13 protein-coding genes are annotated in these 20533 nt (G+C 61.9%); 5 read left to right on the top strand and 8 right to left on the bottom strand.

From position 1 onward, the window contains the following. Positions 1-81: 81 nt before the first annotated feature. Positions 82-2103 carry a peptidase U32 family protein gene (locus AC1RMF_RS02875; protein ID WP_493139373.1) on the top strand — a complete coding sequence of 674 codons (2022 nt, stop codon included), beginning with the start codon at positions 82-84 and terminating at the stop codon, positions 2101-2103. A gap of 1 nt (position 2104) precedes the next feature. Here the strand turns inward: AC1RMF_RS02875 and purL are convergent, their stop codons facing one another. Next, on the bottom strand, positions 2105-6142 hold the full coding sequence (gene purL / locus AC1RMF_RS02870) for a phosphoribosylformylglycinamidine synthase (RefSeq protein ID WP_493139371.1): 4038 nt from the start codon (positions 6140-6142) through the stop codon (positions 2105-2107). 99 nt (positions 6143-6241) lie between these two features. On the opposite strand from purL, the gene map reads away from it, so the two are divergent. Both map and AC1RMF_RS02860 read left to right on the top strand, forming a co-directional pair. Beyond that, positions 6242-7057, top strand: a complete 816-nt coding sequence (gene map, locus AC1RMF_RS02865) for a type I methionyl aminopeptidase (protein ID WP_342617671.1) — start codon at positions 6242-6244, stop codon at positions 7055-7057. Between the two features lie 13 nt (positions 7058-7070). Next, complete coding sequence (locus AC1RMF_RS02860; protein ID WP_493139368.1) at positions 7071-9668, top strand: [protein-PII] uridylyltransferase; 2598 nt, start codon at positions 7071-7073, stop codon at positions 9666-9668. Positions 9669-9670: 2 nt separating this feature from the next. Here AC1RMF_RS02860 and AC1RMF_RS02855 read toward each other — a convergent pair whose 3' ends face one another. The 7 genes from AC1RMF_RS02855 to AC1RMF_RS02825 form a co-directional block, all read right to left on the bottom strand. Continuing rightward, positions 9671-10243, bottom strand: a complete 573-nt coding sequence (locus AC1RMF_RS02855; protein WP_493139366.1) for a hypothetical protein — start codon at positions 10241-10243, stop codon at positions 9671-9673. Then, positions 10244-10783 (bottom strand): peptide deformylase, encoded by a 540-nt coding sequence (gene def / locus AC1RMF_RS02850; protein WP_493139364.1) that lies wholly within the window; start codon positions 10781-10783, stop codon positions 10244-10246. Next, the gene (gene ligA, locus AC1RMF_RS02845) at positions 10780-12876 is read right to left on the bottom strand and encodes an NAD-dependent DNA ligase LigA (RefSeq protein ID WP_493139362.1); all 2097 of its coding nucleotides are present in this window, start codon (positions 12874-12876) and stop codon (positions 10780-10782) included. The genes def and ligA overlap by 4 nt, the downstream gene beginning before the upstream one ends. 33 nt (positions 12877-12909) lie before the next feature. Then, positions 12910-13947, bottom strand: coding sequence for a cell division protein ZipA C-terminal FtsZ-binding domain-containing protein (locus AC1RMF_RS02840; RefSeq protein WP_493139360.1), 1038 nt, complete (start codon positions 13945-13947; stop codon positions 12910-12912). A 13-nt stretch (positions 13948-13960) separates the two neighbouring features. After that, a complete protein-coding gene (gene smc / locus AC1RMF_RS02835) occupies positions 13961-17476 on the bottom strand; it encodes a chromosome segregation protein SMC (protein ID WP_493139358.1) in 3516 nt (1171 codons plus the stop codon). A 114-nt stretch (positions 17477-17590) separates the two neighbouring features. Then, positions 17591-17998, bottom strand: a complete 408-nt coding sequence (locus AC1RMF_RS02830) for a response regulator (RefSeq protein WP_342617678.1) — start codon at positions 17996-17998, stop codon at positions 17591-17593. Positions 17999-18017: 19 nt separating this feature from the next. Continuing rightward, positions 18018-18383 carry an Hpt domain-containing protein gene (locus AC1RMF_RS02825; protein ID WP_493139355.1) on the bottom strand — a complete coding sequence of 122 codons (366 nt, stop codon included), beginning with the start codon at positions 18381-18383 and terminating at the stop codon, positions 18018-18020. A gap of 89 nt (positions 18384-18472) precedes the next feature. Here AC1RMF_RS02825 and dapC point away from each other — a divergent pair, with 89 nt between their 5' ends. Together dapC and dapD are read left to right on the top strand one after the other, a co-directional pair. Further along, positions 18473-19678 (top strand): succinyldiaminopimelate transaminase, encoded by a 1206-nt coding sequence (dapC, locus tag AC1RMF_RS02820; RefSeq protein WP_493139353.1) that lies wholly within the window; start codon positions 18473-18475, stop codon positions 19676-19678. A gap of 21 nt (positions 19679-19699) precedes the next feature. Next, positions 19700-20524: a 2,3,4,5-tetrahydropyridine-2,6-dicarboxylate N-succinyltransferase gene (gene dapD, locus AC1RMF_RS02815; RefSeq protein WP_493139351.1), complete on the top strand. Its 825-nt coding sequence runs from the start codon at positions 19700-19702 to the stop codon at positions 20522-20524. Positions 20525-20533 lie beyond the last annotated feature (9 nt).

Below are 20533 nucleotides of genomic sequence, written 5' to 3'. Positions count from 1 at the left end.
TGCGCGGCCATGGCCGTGGCATGGAAAATGCGCCTGGCGGCCACAAGCGCGCTGGCACCATGACTGGGATAATCACGCCCCATGTCGCTATTAGATTACCAACTGGAACTGCTGGCTCCCGCGCGCAGCCTGGACATTGGCTTGGAGGCCGTGAACCACGGAGCCGACGCCGTGTACATCGGCGGTCCGTCATTTGGCGCGCGTTCCAGCGCCGACAACAGCGTCAGTGACATTGCCGAGCTGGCCAGCCACGCCCACCGGTTCAACAGCCGCATCTTCGTCACCCTCAACACCATACTGCGCGATGACGAGCTGGAGCCTGCGCGCAAGCTGGCCTGGCAGCTGTACGACGCAGGCGTGGATGCACTCATCATCCAGGACATGGGTCTGCTCGAAATCGACATGCCCCCCATCCAACTGCATGCCAGTACCCAGACCGATATCCGAACACCGGAAAAGGCGCGCTTCCTGCAGGACGCCGGCCTGTCGCAAATCGTGCTGGCACGCGAGCTCACGCTCAAGGACATCGCCGCCATTCGCGACGCCACGGATCCGCAGCGCTGCACCCTGGAGTTTTTTGTTCATGGCGCGTTGTGCGTTGCTTATAGCGGCCAGTGCTACATCAGCGCGGCGCACACAGGACGCAGTGCCAACCGGGGCGAATGCAGCCAGGCCTGTCGCCTGCCCTACCAGGTGGTGGACTCCAAAGGCCGCTTTGTCGCGCACGACAAGCATGTGCTCTCGATGAAAGACAACAACCAGAGTGCCAATCTGGCCGCTTTGGTGGATGTCGGCATCCGCAGCTTCAAGATCGAGGGGCGCTACAAGGACATGGGCTATGTGAAGAACATCACAGCCCACTACCGCAAGCTGCTGGACGAACTGATTGAAAACCGTCAGGGAGGTGATCAGCCGCTGGCCCGATCCAGCAGCGGAACCACGACCTTCACCTTCACACCGGACCCGGACCAGAACTTCAACCGGGAGTTCACCGACTACTTTGTCAATGGCCGCCAGGACACCATAGGCGCCTTCGACAGCCCCAAGAACCCCGGCCAGCCGATTGGCTACGTCACCCAGGTTGGTCCCAACTGGGTGGAACTGGAGCTCGATGACCGCTCCATGGCCCTGCACAATGGCGATGGACTGTGCTACTACGACCTGCAAAAGGAGCTGGTGGGTCTGGCCGTGAACCGCGTCGAGGCCATCAGCCCGGCCAAGGGCAAATGGCGCGTCTTTCCCAAGGATGCCGTTGCCGCATTGAAAGACCTGCGCAAAGGCACCCAAGTCAACCGCAACCGCGATGTGCACTGGACGCGGGTGCTGGAGAAGAAGTCCAGCGACCGGCGCATCGGCGTGTGGTTCCAGCTGAGCGAAACGTCCGAAGGTGTGCGGCTGACCCTTACGGATGAAGATGGCCACACAGCTAGCGCCGATACGCCCTTGCAACGCCAGTTGGCAAAGGACGGGCTCGTCGCGCAGCAGGCACTGCATGACAACCTGAGCCGCATGGGCAACACCATTTACCAGGCGCTGGATGTGTCGGTGGAATTCAGCCAACCCTGGTTTGTGCCCTCCTCTACCTTGAACGCCTTGCGCCGCGATGCGGTGGAACGTCTGGAAGCCGCCCGTCTGGCTGCCTTCACGCGGCTACCACGTGCGCTGGCCGTGGAGCCACCAGTGCCCTTCCCGGAAGACACGCTGAGTTATCTGGGCAATGTATTCAACCAGGCGGCACATCGGTTCTACGAGCGCCACGGCGTCAAGGTCATTGCACCGGCCTACGAAGCCATTGAAGAGCTGGGCGAAGTCAGTCTGATGATCACCAAGCACTGCGTGCGTTTTTCACTCAGCCTGTGCCCCAAGCAGGCCAAGGGCGTGACCGGCGTGCAAGGCCAGGTGAAGGCCGAGCCGCTGCAACTCATCAATGGCAAGGAGAAGCTCACCCTGCGCTTTGACTGCAAGCCCTGCGAAATGCATGTGGTGGGCAAGATGAAAACCGCGGTGGCGCGGCAGTCACGCGAAGAACTCGCCCAAGCCGCTACTGAGCAGCCGCTGAAGTTCTACAAACAGCGGCCGTCAGCAACGGAATTCGGTCACTGAATCAGCCGACCCACCTGCGAGCGTTGTGCCACAGCTGCATCCAGGGGCTGTGGGCGCTCTTGTCCAGGTCGGTCCAGCTCATCTGGATGTTGCGGAACACGCGCTCGGGGTGCGGCATCATGGCGGTGAAGCGGCCATCTGCCGTGGTCACCGCAGTGAGGCCGGCGGGGCTGCCGTTCGGGTTGAACGGATAGGTCTCGGTAGCAACACCGGTGTGGTCCACAAAGCGCATGGCCGCAATGGCCTTGGCAGCATTGCCACGGTACTTGAAGTTGGCATAGCCTTCCCCGTGCGCCACGGCAATCGGCAGACGTGCACCCGCCATGTCCTTGAGAAACAAGCTGGGGCTGTCCAGCACTTCCACCAGGGACAGGCGTGCTTCAAAGCGCTCGCTCTGGTTGGTGGTGAAACGCGGCCAGTCCTGCGCACCGGGAATGATGTCGGCCAGCTCGGCAAACATCTGGCAACCGTTGCAAACGCCCAGGCCAAAGGTGTCACTCCGACCAAAGAAGGCCTGGAACTGGTCCGACAGCGCGTTATTGAAGGTGATGGAACGGGCCCAGCCAATGCCGGCACCCAGGGTATCGCCATAGCTGAAGCCACCGCAGGCCACGACACCCTGGAAGTCGGCCAGCTTGGCACGCCCGGTCTGCAGGTCGGTCATGTGGACGTCAAACGGGTCAAAGCCAGCTTCGGCAAAAGCATAAGCCATCTCCACATGGGAGTTCACGCCCTGCTCGCGCAGCACCGCCACCTTGGGTCGGCTCTTGAGCACGGCGGGAGCGCGTTCCAGCAGCCCTTGCAGCGATGCAGGGATATGGGTGTGCATTCCGGGATCGGAAGCGAGGCCGGCAGCGGCGTGCTCCGAGTCGGCGCAGACCGGGTTGTCGCGCTGTTGGCAGATCTTCCAGCTCACCGCGTCCCAGACCTGGTGCAGATCTGACAATGGCGCACTGAAGATGGCCTTGGCGTCGCGCCATATCTGCAGCTCGCCCTTGCCTGCATCGATTGCACTCGACGCCGGACGGGTCTTGCCCACAAAGTGGCTGAAGGCGGACAGGCCGTGTTCGCGCAGGGTCTGCATGACGTCGCTGCGCTGGTCGGTGCGTACCTGCAGCACCACGCCCAGTTCTTCGTTGAAGAGCGCCTTGAGCGTGAGCTCGTCACGGCGTGCGCTGACCTGGCCTGCCCAATTCTTGCTGTCGCCCACGTCCATACGGCTGTCGCTGATGCCGTCGCCTTCCGTGACCAGCATGTCCACATTCAGGCTCACGCCCACATGGCCGGCAAAGGCCATTTCTGCCACAGTGGCCAGCAGGCCACCGTCGCCGCGGTCATGGTAGGCCAGCAGCTGGCCTTTGGCGCGCAGGGTATTGACGGCGTTTACCAGATTGACCAAGTCTTGCGCCTGGTCCAGATCGGGCACGGTGTCGCCGCTCTGGTTGAGTATCTGCGCCAGGATGCTGGCCGCCATGCGGCTCTTGCCTCGGCCCAGATCGACCAACACCAGCGTCGTGTCTTCCGTGGCATTGAGCTGAGGAGTGAGCGTGCCGCGCACATCCGCCAGAGTTGCAAAGGCCGAGATGATGAGCGACACGGGCGAGGTCACCTTCTTGTCGCCGTCAGCGGCCTTCCACTGCGTGCGCATGGACAAGGAATCCTTGCCCACGGGGATGGACACGCCTAGTGCCGGGCACAGTTCCAGCCCGACGGCCTTGACGGTTGCATACAGGGCTGCGTCTTCGCCGGGTTCACCGCAGGCTGCCATCCAGTTGGCCGAGAGCTTCACGCGGCTCAGTTCGATGGGAGCGGCCAGCAGGTTGGTAATGGCTTCGGCCACGGCCATACGACCGGACGCCGGTGCGTTGAGCGCGGCCAGCGGTGTGCGCTCGCCCATGGACATGGCCTCACCGGCAAAGCCTTTGTAGTCGGCCAGGGTAACGGCGCAATCGGCCACCGGCACCTGCCAGGGGCCCACCATCTGGTCGCGGTGCGACAGACCACCCACGGTGCGGTCACCGATGGTGATCAGGAAGCGTTTGGAGGCCACCGTGGGGTGGGCCAACACGTCGATAACGGCCTGCTGCAGCGTCACGCCGCTCAAGTCCAGCGGCCTGGCGTGGCGTGCAATGCTGGTCACATCGCGCTGCATCTTGGGTGGTTTGCCCAAGAGCACATTCATGGGCATGTCCACCGGTGACTCTTTGCCTGCGTCCACCAATTCCAACTGGCGTTCTTCAGTTGCCACGCCCACCACCGCAAACGGGCAGCGTTCGCGTTCGCACAAGGCATTGAACAGGTCCAGCGACTCGGGGGCAATGGCCAGCACATAGCGCTCCTGGCTCTCGTTGCACCAGATTTCCTTGGGTGCCATGCCGCTTTCTTCCAGGGGAACGGCACGCAGATCAAAGCGGGCTCCACGCCCGGCATCGTTGGTCAGCTCGGGGAAGGCGTTGGACAGGCCGCCCGCTCCCACATCGTGGATGGCCAGGATGGGGTTGCCACGGCCATCGGGACCGCCGTTCTGGCCCAGTATCCAGCACTGGTTGATCACCTCTTGCGCCCGGCGTTCGATTTCGGGGTTGCCGCGCTGCACCGAGTCAAAGTCCAGGTGCGCCGCGTTGGCACCGGTGGCCATGGAGCTGGCTGCGCTGCCACCCATGCCGATGCGCATGCCGGGGCCACCCAGCTGGATCAGGAGGCTGCCAGCGGGGAACTCCACCTTGTGGGTCTGGCTGGCGTCAATCACACCCAGCCCGCCCGCAATCATGATGGGCTTGTGGTAGCCGCGCTGCAGACTGTCCTGGTCGGTCGTCACGGTCTGCTCGTATTCGCGGAAGTAGCCCAGCAGATTGGGTCGGCCAAACTCGTTGTTGAACGCAGCACCGCCCAAAGGCCCTTCGATCATGATCTGCAACGGGCTGGCGATGTGCTCAGGCTTGCCGTCGGCCTGGTCCGACCAGCCGCCCCAGAGTTTGGACACGGTAAAACCGGTCAAGCCCGCCTTGGGCTTGGAGCCACGGCCTGTGGCGCCCTCGTCACGGATTTCGCCACCTGCACCGGTGGATGCGCCGGGGAAAGGCGAAATGGCGGTGGGGTGGTTATGGGTCTCGACCTTCATCAGAATGTGCTGGGTCGCGCTCTGGCGGTTGTAGGCGGCCGGGCCGTTGTCGCCGGTCACGCTGTGCGCCGCGGTCGCCACGAAGCGCTCGACCTCTGCGCCTTCCATCACGGAGGCATTGTCGGAATACGCCACCAGCATATGCTGCGGATTCTGCTGGTGGGTGTGGCGGATCATGCCAAACAGGCTGCTGCTCTGTGCCACACCGTCAATGGTGAACTGCGCGTTGAAGATCTTGTGGCGGCAGTGTTCGCTATTGGCCTGGGCGAACATCATCAGTTCCACGTCGGTGGGGTTGCGCCCGAGCTTGGTGAAGGCCTCCACCAGGTAATCGATCTCGTCTGCGGCCAGGGCCAGGCCCCAGCTCTTGTTGGCTTCCACCAGCGCCGCCTTGCCCCCGCCCAGCACATCCACATGGTCCATGGGTGTAGCTTCCAGCGCGTGGAACAGGTCATTGGCCTGGCTGCGGTCCAGCATGGCGCTTTCGGTCATGCGGTCGTGCAGCAAGGCGGCTACGGCCTGCAATTGCTCTGTCGTCAAGGCTGTCTTGGACAGCAACCCGTTCTTCAAGGTCAGGCGGTATTCCACCAAGCGCTCCACGCGTTTGAGGGTAAAGCCGCAGTTGTGTGCAATGTCGGTCGCCTTGGAAGCCCAGGGAGATACCGTGCCAAAGCGCGGACTGACTACGATGACCGGGCCTTCCGCAGGGCCAGCATACGGGTCACCATAGGTGAGCAAAGCGGCCAGCTTGTCGCTGGCAGCGGCATCCAACGGAGCCTCGGTGGCGACCAGATGGATGTAGCGTCCGGAAATTGCGTTGATTTTTTCGTGAATACCCTGCAGTGCGGGCAGAAGTTGTTGGACTCGGAAATTGCTGAGCGCGTTGCCGCCCTCGAAGGAAGAGATATGCAGGGTCACTTGTGGGGGCCTGAAAGATGGGCTGGATTGAGGGGACCGGGAAAGGGACAATTTTACCCGCGCCCACCCGGCCCCCAGCCCGATGGGATAATTGAGGGCATGACAATCACCATCAAAGATGCCGAGGGCATAGAAGGCATGCGCCTTGCGGGCAGACTGACTGCCGAAGTTCTGGACTACCTGACCCCGTTCATCAAGCCTGGCGTGACCACCAACGCCATCGACAAACTGGCCCACGACTACATCGTCGACGTGCAAAAGGCCATCCCCGCGCCGCTCAACTACACCGGTGGTGGCAACACGCCCTACCCCAAGTCGATCTGCACCTCCATCAACCACCAGGTCTGCCACGGCATTCCCAACGACAAGCCGCTCAAAAAAGGCGACATCGTCAACGTGGACGTCACCGTCATCAAGGACGGTTGGCATGGCGACAGCAGCCGCATGTACATCGTAGGCGAAGGCTCCATCGCCGCCAAGCGCCTATGCCAGATCACCTATGACGCCATGTGGCATGGCATCAAAATGGTCAAGCCCGGCATCCATCTGGGTGACATCGGCCATGCCATCCAGACCTTTGCCGAGAAAAACGGCTTCAGCGTGGTGCGCGAATTCTGCGGCCACGGTATAGGACGCGGCTTCCATGAAGAACCCCAGGTGCTGCACTACGGCCGCCCCGGCACGCTGGAGAAGCTGGTGGAAGGCATGACTTTCACCATCGAGCCCATGATCAACGCCGGCAAACGCGACATCAAGGAAGGCCCCGAGAAAGACGGCTGGAGCATTGTCACCAAGGACCATTCGCTATCTGCCCAGTGGGAACATACAGTGCTGGTCACCCCCACGGGCTACGAAGTGTTGACGCTGTCCGCTGGCAGCCCTCCCATACCTGCATTCGTTCCAGCCGCTGCCTGAGCCCGATTGCTGCATGACTGATATCGGCGCGTTGCGCAAAACCTACCGCACCCGCAAGGCGGAGCTGCTTGCGACCCTCGGCGAACGCGCCGCATCCACCCGAACCGTACGCCACGCCCTGCGCGCCAATTCAGACCTGGTAGACGCGATGCTGGTGGAACTGTGGCAAATGGCCGCACTACCGGAAGCTTGTGCCCTGCTTGCGGTGGGCGGGTTTGGCCGCAGCGAGCTGTACCCCTATTCGGATGTGGACGTGCTGGTGCTGCTACCGGACGGTACTTCGCCCGATACCGATTCCGACCTCAAAGGCCGCATCGAAGCGTTCATCAGCAATTGCTGGGATCTGGGTCTGGAAATAGGCTCCAGCGTGCGTAGCCTCTCGGAATGCCTGAGCGAAGCCGAACGGGACGTGACCATCCAAACTGCGCTGCTCGAGAGCCGCCTGATCACCGGCAACGGCAAACTGGCAAGCAAATTCCAGAAGGCCTTTTTCGCGGCCATGGACCCCCAGGCCTTCTTTGTGGCCAAGACGCTGGAGATGCGCCAGCGCCACACCAAGTTTGAAGACACGCCCTACTCCCTGGAGCCCAATTGCAAGGAGTCACCCGGTGGCCTGCGCGACCTGCAGATCATTCTGTGGGTATCCAAGGCGGCGGGTCTGGGCGACAACTGGAAGGCACTGGCCCAGAATGGTCTGGCAACCGCCTTCGAAATCAAGCAGATCCAGCGCAACGAGGCGCTGCTGGTCCAAATCCGGGCGCGGCTGCACCTGCTGGCTCGACGCCGTGAAGACCGCCTGATATTCGATCTGCAAACGGCGGTGGCCGAGGCCTTTGGCTACAGCAACAGCGAAAGCGATGCCGATCAAAAGGGCGTAGTGCGGGCCAGCGAACACCTGATGCGCCGCTACTACTGGGCCGCCAAGGCCGTGGCCCAGCTCAACCAGATTCTGCTGATGAACATCGAGGAGCGGCTGAACCCCTCCACGCACACACCGCAGCGCATCAACGACCGCTTCAATGACAAGGCCGGCACGCTGGATGTGGTCAGCGACGACCTGTACCAGCGCAATCCGCACGCCATCCTGGAAACTTTCCTGGTCTACCAGACCACGGTCGGCATCAAGGGCCTGTCGGCGCGTACCCTGCGCGCCCTGTACAACGCGCGCGACCTGATGGACTCCAAGTTCCGCAGCGACCCAGTCAACCGCAAGACCTTCATGCAAATCATCACGCAGCACGAGGGCTTGACCCACGCCATGCGGCAGATGAACCAGACCTCGGTGCTGGGGCGCTACCTGTGGGTGTTCCGTCGCATCGTCGGTCAGATGCAGCACGACCTGTTCCATGTCTACACCGTGGACCAGCACATCCTGATGGTATTGCGCAATATGCGCCGCTTCTTCATCGTGGAGCATGCGCACGAGTACCCGTTCTGCTCGCAACTGGCTTCCGGTTGGGACAAGCCCTGGGTGCTCTACGTCGCGGCACTGTTCCATGACATCGCCAAGGGCCGTGGTGGCGACCATTCCGAACTCGGCACGATCGAGGCCCGGCGCTTCTGCAAGGCACACGGGATCGATGCGGAAGACACGGCCCTGATTGAGTTCCTGGTGCGCGAGCACCTGACCATGAGCCGCATCGCGCAGAAGGCAGATCTGAGTGATCCCAAGATCATCGCTGACTTCGCTCAACGCGTGGGCAACGAGCGCAACCTGACAGCCTTGTACCTGTTGACGGTTGCAGATATCCGCGGCACCTCCCCAAAGGTCTGGAACGCGTGGAAGGGCAAGCTGCTGGAAGACCTGTACAAGTACACCGCCCGCGCCTTGGGCGGCCGCGCACCCGATCCAGATGCCGAGGTAGAAGCCCGCAAGCGTGAAGCCCTGGTGATGGTGGCCCTTTACGCCATGCCGTTTGAGGCGCACAAGCCCTTGTGGGATACGCTGGACGTGAGCTATTTCATGCGCCACGAAGCGTCCGACATTGCCTGGCACACCAAGCAGATTTCCCGCCATGTGGATACCGACCACCCCATCGTCCGGGCACGGCGCTCGCCCATAGGCGAGGGTCTGCAGGTCATGGTCTATACCCATGACCAGCCGGATCTGTTTGCCCGCATCTGCGGCTACTTTGACCAGAGCGGCTTCAGCATCCTGGATGCCAAGGTCCACACCAGCAAAACCAGCTACGCGCTGGACACCTTCCAGGTGATCACCGCCGGTGGCATTGACGAGCACTTCCGTGAACTCACCGCCATGGTCGAAAGCGGCCTGACCAATGCCATTGCCAAGGAGACGCCGCTGCCCGCACCCAGCCGTGGCCGGGTGTCACGCCGCGTCAAGAGCTTCCCCATCGCGCCGCGCGTGACGCTGCGTCCCGATGAGAGAGCGCAGCTCTGGCTGCTGAATATTTCGGCCAGCGATCGTCAGGGTCTGCTGTATTCCATCACCCGTGTGCTGGCACACCACCAGATTGAGGTGAAACTGGCCAAGGTGGTGACGCTGGGGGAACGGGTGGAAGATACCTTCCTCATCCAGGGGCCGCAGTTGCAGCACAACAGGACCCAGATCGAGATCGAAACCGAGTTGCTTGACGCTCTGGCGTCCTGATTTCAGTGGGCGAAGAAGGCTGCCGCGAGGGCATCGTGCATGTCGTTGGGCAGGCTTGCCGTGCCTCTGACCACACCGGGGCCGCCATTGGTCCAGTGAACCGAGTATTCCCCTGCGCCCTCAGGCACGCCCCGGCGCTGCACTGACAGATCAAAGACCACTTCGGTGAAGCCTTCCACCAGCGAAGGTGACGCCAGTATCTTGACCACCGGCCCCAGCTCCTTGATCTTGAGGGCCACCAGCACGTCCGCCTGCGACTCCTGCACCAGCAAATCGGTGCTTTGTTCCGGCTCTACAAGCGTATCCACGCGGCGAACAGAAGCGCGTGTGTAGCAGGTCGATGTGGTGAAGAAACGCCGGATTCCGGCATCTGCCGCCTGCACGCGTTCCAGCACATCCTTCTGATCGGGGCGCCACTGGGTGCGCCAAAGGACCAGCGCAGTCTCCTCACGACCGATCGGCTGGCACAGGTTCGCGGGAGTCGACGGCGCAATATCCACGCGGGTCGTGGCGCAACCCGACAACAACGTAGCGCAGGCAAAGGCAAACAGATGAATCCGGCCGGTTGCGGTCATTCAGTCATCCTCCATGCTGGCAAGGCCAGGAAACAGCACCTCGGTAAACCCGAACCGTGAAAAATCACGAATCCGCATGGGATACAGCTTGCCCCAGAGGTGATCGCATTCGTGCTGCACCACGCGGGCATGAAAACCATCAACCACCCGGTCTATCGCGTCCCCATATTGGTCAAAACCGGTGTAGCGGATGTGTGCCCAGCGCGGCACCATGCCGCGCAGCCCGGGCACGGACAGGCAGCCCTCCCAGTCACTTACTTCTTCGTCGCTCAGTGGCGTGATGGTGGGGTTGATGAGCACCGTGGGCGGCACTAGCGGGCGATCGGGATAGCGCGGGTTGGCGCCATCACCACCGAAAATGACCAGTTGCAGGTCCACGCCGATTTGCGGCGCGGCCAATCCCGCGCCGTTGGCCGCGCGCATGGTGTCCAGCATGTCGGTGATGAGCAGGTGCAACAAATCGGTGTCGAACTCCGTCACCGGCTGTGCCACGCGCAGCAGGCGCACATCGCCCATCTTCAATATGTCCCGAACGGTCATTTCAGCATCTCCAGCAAAGCGGCTTCATCCAGTACGGTAACACCCAATTCATTGGCCTTGTCGAGTTTGCTGCCTGCCTCGGTGCCTGCGACCACAAAATGCGTCTTCTTGCTGACCGAGCCGGAGACCTTGCCACCGGCCGCCTCGATCAAATCCTTGGCCGCATCGCGGCCCAGCGTAGGCAAGGTGCCAGTCAACACAAAGGTCTTGCCCGCCAGCGGCTTGGGTGTGTCGGACGTAGGCGCGCCCTCTTCCCAATGGATGCCGCAGGCGCGCAGCTGTTCGACCACTTCGCGGTTGTGCGCCTGGTCAAAAAAGGTACGGATGCTCTTGGCCACGATGGGCCCCACATCGCTGACCTGCAACAGGGCTTCCTCGCTGGCGTCCATGATGGCGTCCAGCGAGCCAAAGTGGCGCGCCAGTTCCTTGGCAGTGGCCTCTCCTACATGTCGAATGCCCAGCCCGAACAGAAAGCGCGGCAAGGTGGTCTGCTTGGATTTTTCCAGCGCGTCTACGATGTTTTGGGCGGATTTGTCTGCCATCCGCTCCAGCGCGGCGAGCGTCGTCAGGCCGAGCTTGTACAAATCCGGCAACGTGCGGACCACATTGCTTTCTACCAATTGATCCACCAGCTTTTCGCCCAGACCTTCAACTTCAACGGCACGGCGCTGGGCAAAGTGCAATATCGCCTGCTTGCGTTGGGCACTGCAGAAGAGCCCGCCCGTGCAGCGATGGTTTGCCTCTCCCTTTTCGCGCACGACATCGCTTCCACAAATGGGGCATTTGGTGGGCATGCGAAAGTTGGGCACATAGGGGCTTCGCGGATAGTGCCTGAATGGTTCCGGGTTCAAAACACTTTGAACCTTCCCCACCACTTCGGGGATTACGTCGCCCGCACGCCTCACGATCACCGAATCCCCAACACGAACTTCTTTCTTGCGCACCTCAAACAGGTTGTGCAGCGTGGCGTTGGACACGGTGGTTCCGCCCACAAAAACAGGCTCCAGTCGCGCCACAGGCGTGAGCTTGCCGGTGCGCCCCACCTGCACATCAATGCCCAATACCTTGGTGATCTCCTCCTGCGCCGGATATTTGTGGGCCACTGCCCACCGTGGTTCTCGGGTAACAAACCCGAGCTGCCGCTGTAATGCCAAGCTGTTGACCTTGTAGACCACGCCATCAATGTCATACGGCAGTTGATCACGTTCACGCGCTATACGCTGGTGATAGGCAATCAAAGCAGGCGCGCCGTGCGCAACTTCCACTTGTGCCGCAACCGGAAAGCCCCACGACTTCAGTGTCTGCAACATGCCGTAATGGGTGGCAAAGGCGGGGCCACCCTGCTCTGCCGGTGTCACTTCGCCAAGGCCATACGCAAAAAAACTCAAAGGCCTTTGTGCAGCTATGCCAGGGTCCAGCTGGCGCACGGCACCGGCTGCAGCATTGCGCGGATTGACGAAGGTCTTTTCGCCCTTCTCACGCTGACGCTCATTGAGGGCTTCAAAGTCATCGCGGCGCATATAAACCTCGCCTCGCACCTCCAGTACCTGCGGCACCACAGCTGGCAGCCGCAACGGGATCTGCCCGATGGTGCGGATGTTCTGTGTCACGTCCTCACCGTTCTCTCCGTCACCACGGGTGGCCGCCTGCACCAGTACACCGCTTTCGTAGCGCAGATTGATGGCTAGGCCGTCAAACTTCAGCTCGGCCACGTATTCGACTGCGGCATCCGCTTCCGTGAGTTCGAGCTCCTTGCGTACCCTCGCGTCAAAGGCTTCAGCGCCACTGGACTCGGTATCGGTCTCGGTGCGGATGCTCAGCATGGGCACGGCGTGGCGCACCGATGCAAACTGGTCCAAGGGCTTGCCACCCACACGCTGGGTGGGAGAGTCCGGTGTCAGCCAGTCGGGGTGCGCTGCTTCAAGCGCCTGCAACTCCCGGAACAAGCGGTCGTATTCCGCATCGGGTACCGTGGGCGCGTCCAGCACGTAGTACTGGTGCGCCAGCGTGTGCAACTGTGCGCGCAGTGCATCCAGCCGAGCCCGATCCTGAGCCTCGTCCGGGTTTGTTGCAAACAAGTCCAGATTGGCCATGGCCTATGCTCTTCTAAAAGGTGGGGGAATGGCTCAGGAAAACAGCCGACGTGCCACTGCCGAGCCGGCCGCAAGATCGCGCTGCTCCAGCGTGTTGTACAGCGTTTGCAGCTCGGAGGCGATGACTTCCATGGTCTCCAGCGCCAAAGGCTGGCCATTGTCGTCGGTCACCACGCCGTCCATGCCCTCCGCCAAGGCAAAAGCGGCGTCACGCATGCGCTCAAACGGATGTTCTGCCCGATCGGCCTGGGCCACATCCAGGTGCAGGCTGATATCGCGGATCGCAGACTGCGCTGGGTCTTCGGCCAATGCGGACTGCGAGTCAAAGCTCAGTACCAGCACGGGCGGCAGACCCTCCTGCGCGGCGGGCAGCACCATGCGCCCAGGGATCACACCGACCACAAAGCCCAGGCGGGCAGCGTTCTGGTGCACATAGCCCGGGCTCCAGGAGGCATTGCGCGCGCGGATGCAAAAACCCAGCTGCGCGTCATGTGCGCTGGCAAACTGGTCCAGCTCGCGGGCACGCGCCACCTCGTCCAGCATCTCGGGGAAGTCGGGTGTGGCTCCTACGGCGTCGGCAAAGGCCTGGGCCTTGACGACGAATTCGGAGTATTCGATCTCGTTGAGCGCACCGGTACGGTTGGCCAGCTGCACCCCAGCCTGAAAGCTGCTGTAGCGCTGTCCGTTGGCCGGGCTTTCCCATTGCTGGGTGTTCGTGTTGAAGCCCTCCACTGCAAACGGCTTGGTGCCAGCTCGGCGTGTGGCCGGTAGTGCGGCAATGGCGGCTTCCCCGGAAACCGGTGCAGCGCTGGGGTCCAGCGCCAGTGGTGCAATCACATCGATCAGTGCATCCAAAGCTGGCTTCTTGGCCGGCGTAGGCAAAGCCATGTCGGTGGCGTGAACCTGCGCCTCGGTAAAGCTGGGCTCCACCGCGTCCATGGCGGGTTCTACGAGCGCGTCCGGGGCAGCCTGGCGTGGCGCATTCTTGCGCGACATCCAGGTGTTGTAGCCCACGACACCGACCAACGCCAGTCCACCGGCGACGGCCAATCCAATCTGTAAATTGCTCATCTTGTGCTAGCCCTCAAGCCAGTTCGGCGAAGGTGGCCGCAGACTCCATGTCCACTGCCACGATGCGCGATACGCCCTGTTCCTGCATGGTCACGCCGATCAGCTGCTCAGCCATTTCCATGGCGATCTTGTTGTGGCTGATGAACAGGAACTGGGTGCTCTTGCTCATGCTGGCCACCAGCTTGGCATAGCGCTCGGTGTTGGCATCGTCCAGCGGCGCATCCACTTCGTCCAGCAGACAGAACGGTGCGGGATTGAGCTGGAAAATCGCAAACACCAGCGCGATGGCGGTCAGCGCCTTTTCTCCACCCGACAGCAGGTGGATGGTCTGGTTCTTCTTGCCGGGCGGCTGGGCGATCACCTGCACGCCAGAGTCCAGGATTTCATCGCCCGTCATCACCAGCCGCGCATTGCCGCCGCCGAACAACTCGGGGAACATGCGGCCGAAATGCTCGTTGACCTGGTTGAAGGTGCCCGACAGCAGATCGCGCGTTTCCGCATCGATCTTGCGGATGGCGTCTTCCAGCGTGTTCATGGCCTCGGTCAGGTCGGCGCTTTGGGAATCCAGGAAAGTCTTGCGTTCGCGGGCGGCGGTCAACTCATCCAATGCGGCCAGATTGACTGCGCCCAGGGCGGTGATTTCGCGCTGGATGCGGTCAATGTCGCTCTGCATGCCAAACAGACGCACATTGCCGTCCTTGATGCTTTGCTCGATGGCCGCCAGATCCGCACCGGCATCCGCGAGCTGGGCTTCGTATTGTTCAAAGCCCAGGCGGGCGGCCTGTTCCTTGAGCTGGAATTCGGTGATGCGCTGGCGCAAGGGGTCGAGCTCGCGTTCGAGCTGCATGCGGCGCTCGTCGCTGCCGCGCAGCTTGGCGGTCAGGTCATCGTATTCGCTGCGCTTGGCGGCCAGGGCCTGTTCGCGTTCGAGCTTCAGGGCCAAGGCGTTCTGCAGACCAGCCTGTGCGGCTGCATCGGTAAGGCGGTTCAATTCTTCCTGGGCACGTTGCTCTTCGGCATGGATGGATGCCGTTTGCTGGTCTGCCGTTTCCATGGCCCGCGACAGCTCGGCATTGCGCGCCTGCAGGCTGCGCTGCGCAAAACTGGCTTCCTGCGCCTGGCGCTCCAGGCTGCGCTGCTGCTCGCGGCACTGGTTGAGCTTGCCCTGCCATTCGATGACGGCTTCTTCCAGCTGCGCGTGGCGCTCTTGGCTGTCTGCCAACTGCATGTCCAGCGCCTCGAAACGACCTTCTGCCGTAGCGCGGCGCTCCTGCAGATCTTCCAGTTGGGCATCCACCTCGGCGATATCGCTTTCGATCTGGGCGCTACGGGCGCGCGCCTGTTCGGCCAACTGGGTCAGGCGCAGGGCCTCCACCTGCAAGGCGTGGTTGCGGGTCTGCACATCGGCCGCTTCGCGCCGCGCGGTCACCAGCGCCTGGGCACTTTGCGCGTAGGCACTTTCAGCTCGCGACAGGGCCAGACGCGATTCGTCGGCGATCAGCATCTGGGCGCGCAGCTGCTTTTCCAGATTCTCGATTTCCTGGGCACGCGCCAGCAGACCGGCTTGCTCGGAGTCCTGGGCGTAAAAGCTCACGCCATGGGAACTCACCACATGGCCGGACTTCACATAAATGGCTTCGCCCGGCTTGAGCTGGCTGCGTTGGGCCAGGGCATCTTCAAAGCTGGCAGCGGTGTAGCAGCCGTGCAGCCAGTCCACCAGCACACCGCGCTGGCCTGCATCGTGCACGCGCAGCAAGTCCGACAGGCGTGGCAAGGCCGAGGCGCTTTCGGGTACCGCGGCCAGGGGCGGCGTATAGAACGCCAGCTTGGCAGGAGGCGCGTCATTGGCAAAGGCGCGCACCATCTCCAGGCGCGACACTTCCAGGGCACCCAGGCGCTCGCGCAAAGCGCCCTCCAGGGCATTTTCCCAGCCCTGTTCGATATGGATGCGGCTCCACAAGCCCTGCAGGTGGTCCAGCCCATGCCGCGCCAGCCAGGGCTGCAGCTTGCCGTCGGTCTTGACCTTTTCCTGCAGTGTCTTGAGCGCTTCCAACCGCGCCGACAGATCGGCCTGGCGTGCGGACTCTTCATTGACGGTCTTTTGGGCCTGGCTGCGGGCTTCGTCCAGCGCGGGGACCGATTCCTGCAGCTCATGCAGACGTTCTTCCGCAATGGCCTTGGCTTCTTGCGACTCTTCCAGCTGCTCCTGCACCGATTGCAGCCGTTCCTCATCCGGCGCCGCGAGCGCATTGCGGTCGGCGGACAGGCGTTCGCGGCGGGTGCCGAGCTGGCGGCTTTGCTCTTCGATGTTGCGTTGCTCTGCGGCCAGCACCTGGATTTGCTGCTGCACCTGCACGACTGCGCCACGCTGCTCATTGGCAGCGGCCTGCGCCTGGGCCAGAGACACTTCCATAGCAGGCAGTTGCTGGGCCTGGTCTTCCACCTGGGCGGCCAACAGTTCGGCCTGCTCTTCGCCCAACAGGGCTACTTCGGCCAGGCGCTCCATCTCGGCTTGCGCATCTTCCTTGCGGGTAGCCCATTGGGCGATCTGTTCCTTGAGGGTGACCAGGCGCTGCTCCACGCGCTGGCGACCTTCCACCACGAAGCGGATTTCTGCCTCCAAGCGGCCCACATCGGTGCTGGCTTCGTACAGTAGCCCTTGGGCCTGGTTGACCTGATCGCCGGCGGCATAGTGCGCCTGGCGCACGGATTCCAGCTCGGATTCGATATGGCGCAAATCGGCCATGCGCGCTTCCAGCGCATTGACGGCGGCCAGGCCTTCGGTCTGCACCTTGGTCTGGTCGGCCAGCGCCTCGGCGCGCTTCAGAAACCACTGCTGGTGCTGCTTTTGCGTGACTTCGGCCTGCAGAGTGTTGTACTTCTGCGCAACCTCGGCCTGCTTCTCCAGCTTTTCCAGATTGGCATTGAGCTCGCGCAGGATGTCTTCGACGCGGGTGAGGTTTTCGCGGGTGTCGCTGAGCCGGTTCTCAGTCTCGCGCCGGCGTTCCTTGTATTTGGACACGCCCGCAGCTTCTTCCAGGAACAGGCGCAACTCTTCCGGCTTGGATTCGATGATGCGGCTGATGGTGCCCTGGCCGATGATGGCGTAGGCGCGTGGCCCCAGACCGGTGCCCAGGAACACATCCTGCACATCGCGGCGGCGCACTGGCTGGTTGTTGATGAAGTAGCTGGAGCCTCCGTCGCGGGTGAGCACCCGTTTGACGGCGATTTCGCCAAACTGGCCCCACTGGCCTCCGGCACGGTGGTCGGTGTTGTCGAATACCAGCTCCACGCTGGAGCGACTGGCCGGCTTGCGCGTGTTGGTGCCGTTGAAGATCACGTCCTGCATGGACTCGCCGCGCAGCTCGCTGGCCTTGCTCTCACCCAGGACCCAGCGCACCGCGTCCATGATGTTGGACTTCCCGCAACCATTGGGCCCCACCACGCCGACCAGTTGGCCCGGCAACAGGAAGTTGGTGGGTTCTGCAAATGACTTGAAGCCCGATAACTTGATTGAATTGAGACGCACGTGACGGTCTAGCTTGCGTTAAGCGGTTGATTTCATTGAAACTTCTGGAGCCGCATCGGCGCGGCACAAGCTTGGATGATACCGTGCAGGCAACTCCTTGCACGGTAGCGGCTGCTAGCGCGGCTTGCTGCCTTTGGGGCCATTGAGGGCCAGTTCTATTTTTGCGTCCATGGCAGCCAGGCTGGGCGGCTTGACGATGTACCCCGCAACACCCAGCGGCAGGACCTCGCCCACAGTGGCCGCGCTGGAATCCGCACTCAGGAAAATCACCGGCGTATTGGCCAGTTGGGAATGGGGTGAGGCCCGCAGGCTGCGCACAAACTCAATACCGCCAACGGGTTGCATGTGCACGTCGGTGATGATCAGGTCGGGCTTGAGGTTGGGCAGTTCACGCATGGCAGAGGCACCGTCCTCAAAGGCAAACAGATCCAGAATGCCCAGCCGGCGCAAATTGCCCATGACGAATGTGCACATGATTTTTTCATCTTCGACCACCACAACGCGCGCTCTTTTGATATCCATGGAGGGCTCCGTGATTCGTTCAGGCAGCGCTTCGGCTCTGCGCCAGATACGTGTTGACGTCATCCAGTAGCCGCTGCAACTCGGGTCGGAGGGCCGCATAGGCCTGCGCAACATTGCTGGAGGGGCCCACCTTGCTCTTTGCCTCCACGTCGACCACCTGCGTGCAAAAGCCTTCATGGCAAAAAATGGGTACAAAACCTTTGAGAGCATGCAGCACCCGGTTGGCGCCGGCCAGTTCGTCCGAAGCCAGCAGATCGGCTATCAGCGCAATATCCCGCTGCAACGACTCCTGCAACATGACCAGCATGCTGTCCATCACTTGCGCATCACCAATTTGGGAAAAGGCCAGCTCGGTATCCAGATAGGTGAATGTTGGCGTTGACATTGAATAGCACTCCTCATGCACAGGCTTGGCAGACAACAGCATGCCAAGCCTGTGCGAGTGTAGCCAATGCTCAGACATAATTCCGCACCATGAACCCCAATTTGTCCCGCCTGCAGGCCTACCCTTTTGAGCGCTTGCGGCAGCTGTTTGCCCAAGTCACGCCCAACCCCGCCTATTCCCCCATCAGCCTGGGTATTGGCGAGCCCCGCCATGCCGCGCCGGATCTGGTCAAGCAGGCCTATTGCGATGCCATCCAGAACAGCGGTGGGTTGTCGGTTTACCCGGCCACTGCGGGTGACCCCGCCTTGCGCGCGTCCATGGCACATTGGCTGGAGCGTCGCTACGCACTGAAGCTCGACAGCGCTACCCAGATACTGCCCATCAACGGCTCCCGGGAAGCGCTCTTTGCATTCGCGCAGACCGTCATAAACCCCGGCGCGAGTGGCACATCCGCAACGGTGGTGTGCCCCAATCCGTTCTACCAAATCTACGAAGGTGCCGCATATCTGGCCGGTGCAGAACCCTACTTTGTGCCGTCCGATCCAGCCCGCAACTTCGCACAGGACTGGGATAGCGTGCCCGAGGCTGTGTGGTCGCGTACCCAGTTGCTCTTTGTATGCTCCCCCGGCAATCCTGCAGGCGCGGTCATGCCCCTGTCCGAATGGGAGAAACTGTTTGCCCTGAGTGACCGGTATGGTTTTGTGATCGCCTCCGATGAGTGCTACAGCGAGATCTATTTCCGCGAAGAGCCGCCTTTGGGTGGGCTGGAAGCAGCAGCCAAGCTGGGGCGTAGCGACTTCAGGAATCTGGTCTCGTTTACCAGCCTGTCCAAGCGCAGCAACGTGCCGGGCATGCGCAGCGGCTTCTGTGCCGGTGACGCCAAACTGATCAAGCAGTTCCTGCTCTACCGCACCTACCACGGCAGCGCCATGAGTGCAGTGGTACAAGCCGCCAGCATTGCGGCCTGGGATGACGAGGCCCATGTGGTGGAAAACCGCGCCAAATACCGGGCCAAGTTTGCCCAGGTCACACCCATGTTGTCTGCCGTGATGGACGTGGCGCTGCCAGACGCAGGCTTCTACCTGTGGGCCAAGGTCCAGGGCAGTGACACCGATTTCGCGCGGGACTTGCTCGCAAATTACAATGTGACGGTATTGCCGGGCAGCTATCTGGCGCGCGAAGCGCAAGGATTCAACCCCGGCGCCGGTCGCATCCGCATGGCCTTGGTCGCTGAAACCGAGGAATGCGTGGAAGCTGCGCAGCGCATCGTCCAGTTCGTGCAATCCAGATCCTGATTCCAACCACAACCATTTGCCATGACACAACAACTGCAAACCATCATCGACCAAGCCTGGGAAAACCGTGCCTCCCTGTCCATCGCCAGCGCCCCCAAGGAAGTTACCGAAGCCGTCGAGCATGTGATTGCCGAGCTCAATTCCGGCAAGCTGCGCGTGGCCACCCGTGAATCGGTCGGCCAGTGGACTACCCACCAGTGGATCAAGAAGGCCGTGTTGCTGAGCTTCCGCCTCAAGGACAACGACATCATCAAGGCGGGCGACCTGGGCTTTTACGACAAGGTGCCGACCAAGTTTGCCCACATGGACGAAGAAGGCATGAAGGCGTCCGGCGTGCGCGTGGTGCCGCCCGCCGTGGCCCGCCGCGGCAGCTACCTGGGCAAGGGCGTAATCCTGATGCCGTCGTATGTGAACATTGGTGCCTATGTGGACGAAGGTACCATGGTGGATACCTGGGCTACCGTGGGCTCCTGCGCCCAGATCGGCAAGAACGTGCACCTCTCCGGCGGCGTAGGCATCGGCGGTGTGCTCGAACCCATGCAGGCTGGCCCCACCATCATCGAAGACAACTGCTTCATCGGTGCCCGCTCCGAAGTGGTCGAAGGCGTGATCGTGGAAGAGAACTCGGTCATTTCCATGGGCGTGTACATCGGCCAGAGCACCAAGATCTATGACCGCGCCACCGGCACCGTGAGCTATGGCCGCATTCCTGCTGGTTCCGTGGTTGTCTCTGGCAATCTGCCTAGCGCAGACGGCAAGTACAGCCTATATTGCGCTGTCATCGTCAAGCGCGTGGATGCCCAGACCCGGGCCAAGACGTCATTGAACGACCTGCTGCGCGACTAAATTCATTTC

It is taken from the genome of Rhodoferax sp. GW822-FHT04A08 (genome assembly GCF_058801025.1).
The sequence above is the reverse complement of the archived record's forward strand: the minus strand, read 5'-3'. Positions and strand labels throughout refer to the sequence as shown.

Bases quoted from the DNA above. Each gene is read 5' to 3' on its own strand.
- AC1RMF_RS02875 (WP_493139373.1), top strand. From the start codon at position 82: ATGTCGCTATTAGATTACCAACTGGAACTGCTGGCTCCCGCGCGCAGC.
- map (WP_342617671.1), top strand. From the start codon at position 6,242: ATGACAATCACCATCAAAGATGCCGAGGGCATAGAAGGCATGCGCCTT.
- AC1RMF_RS02860 (WP_493139368.1), top strand. From the start codon at position 7,071: ATGACTGATATCGGCGCGTTGCGCAAAACCTACCGCACCCGCAAGGCG.
- AC1RMF_RS02855 (WP_493139366.1), bottom strand. From the start codon at position 10,243: ATGACCGCAACCGGCCGGATTCATCTGTTTGCCTTTGCCTGCGCTACG.
- def (WP_493139364.1), bottom strand. From the start codon at position 10,783: ATGACCGTTCGGGACATATTGAAGATGGGCGATGTGCGCCTGCTGCGC.
- ligA (WP_493139362.1), bottom strand. From the start codon at position 12,876: ATGGCCAATCTGGACTTGTTTGCAACAAACCCGGACGAGGCTCAGGAT.
- AC1RMF_RS02840 (WP_493139360.1), bottom strand. From the start codon at position 13,947: ATGAGCAATTTACAGATTGGATTGGCCGTCGCCGGTGGACTGGCGTTG.
- AC1RMF_RS02830 (WP_342617678.1), bottom strand. From the start codon at position 17,998: ATGGATATCAAAAGAGCGCGCGTTGTGGTGGTCGAAGATGAAAAAATC.
- AC1RMF_RS02825 (WP_493139355.1), bottom strand. From the start codon at position 18,383: ATGTCAACGCCAACATTCACCTATCTGGATACCGAGCTGGCCTTTTCC.
- dapC (WP_493139353.1), top strand. From the start codon at position 18,473: ATGAACCCCAATTTGTCCCGCCTGCAGGCCTACCCTTTTGAGCGCTTG.
- dapD (WP_493139351.1), top strand. From the start codon at position 19,700: ATGACACAACAACTGCAAACCATCATCGACCAAGCCTGGGAAAACCGT.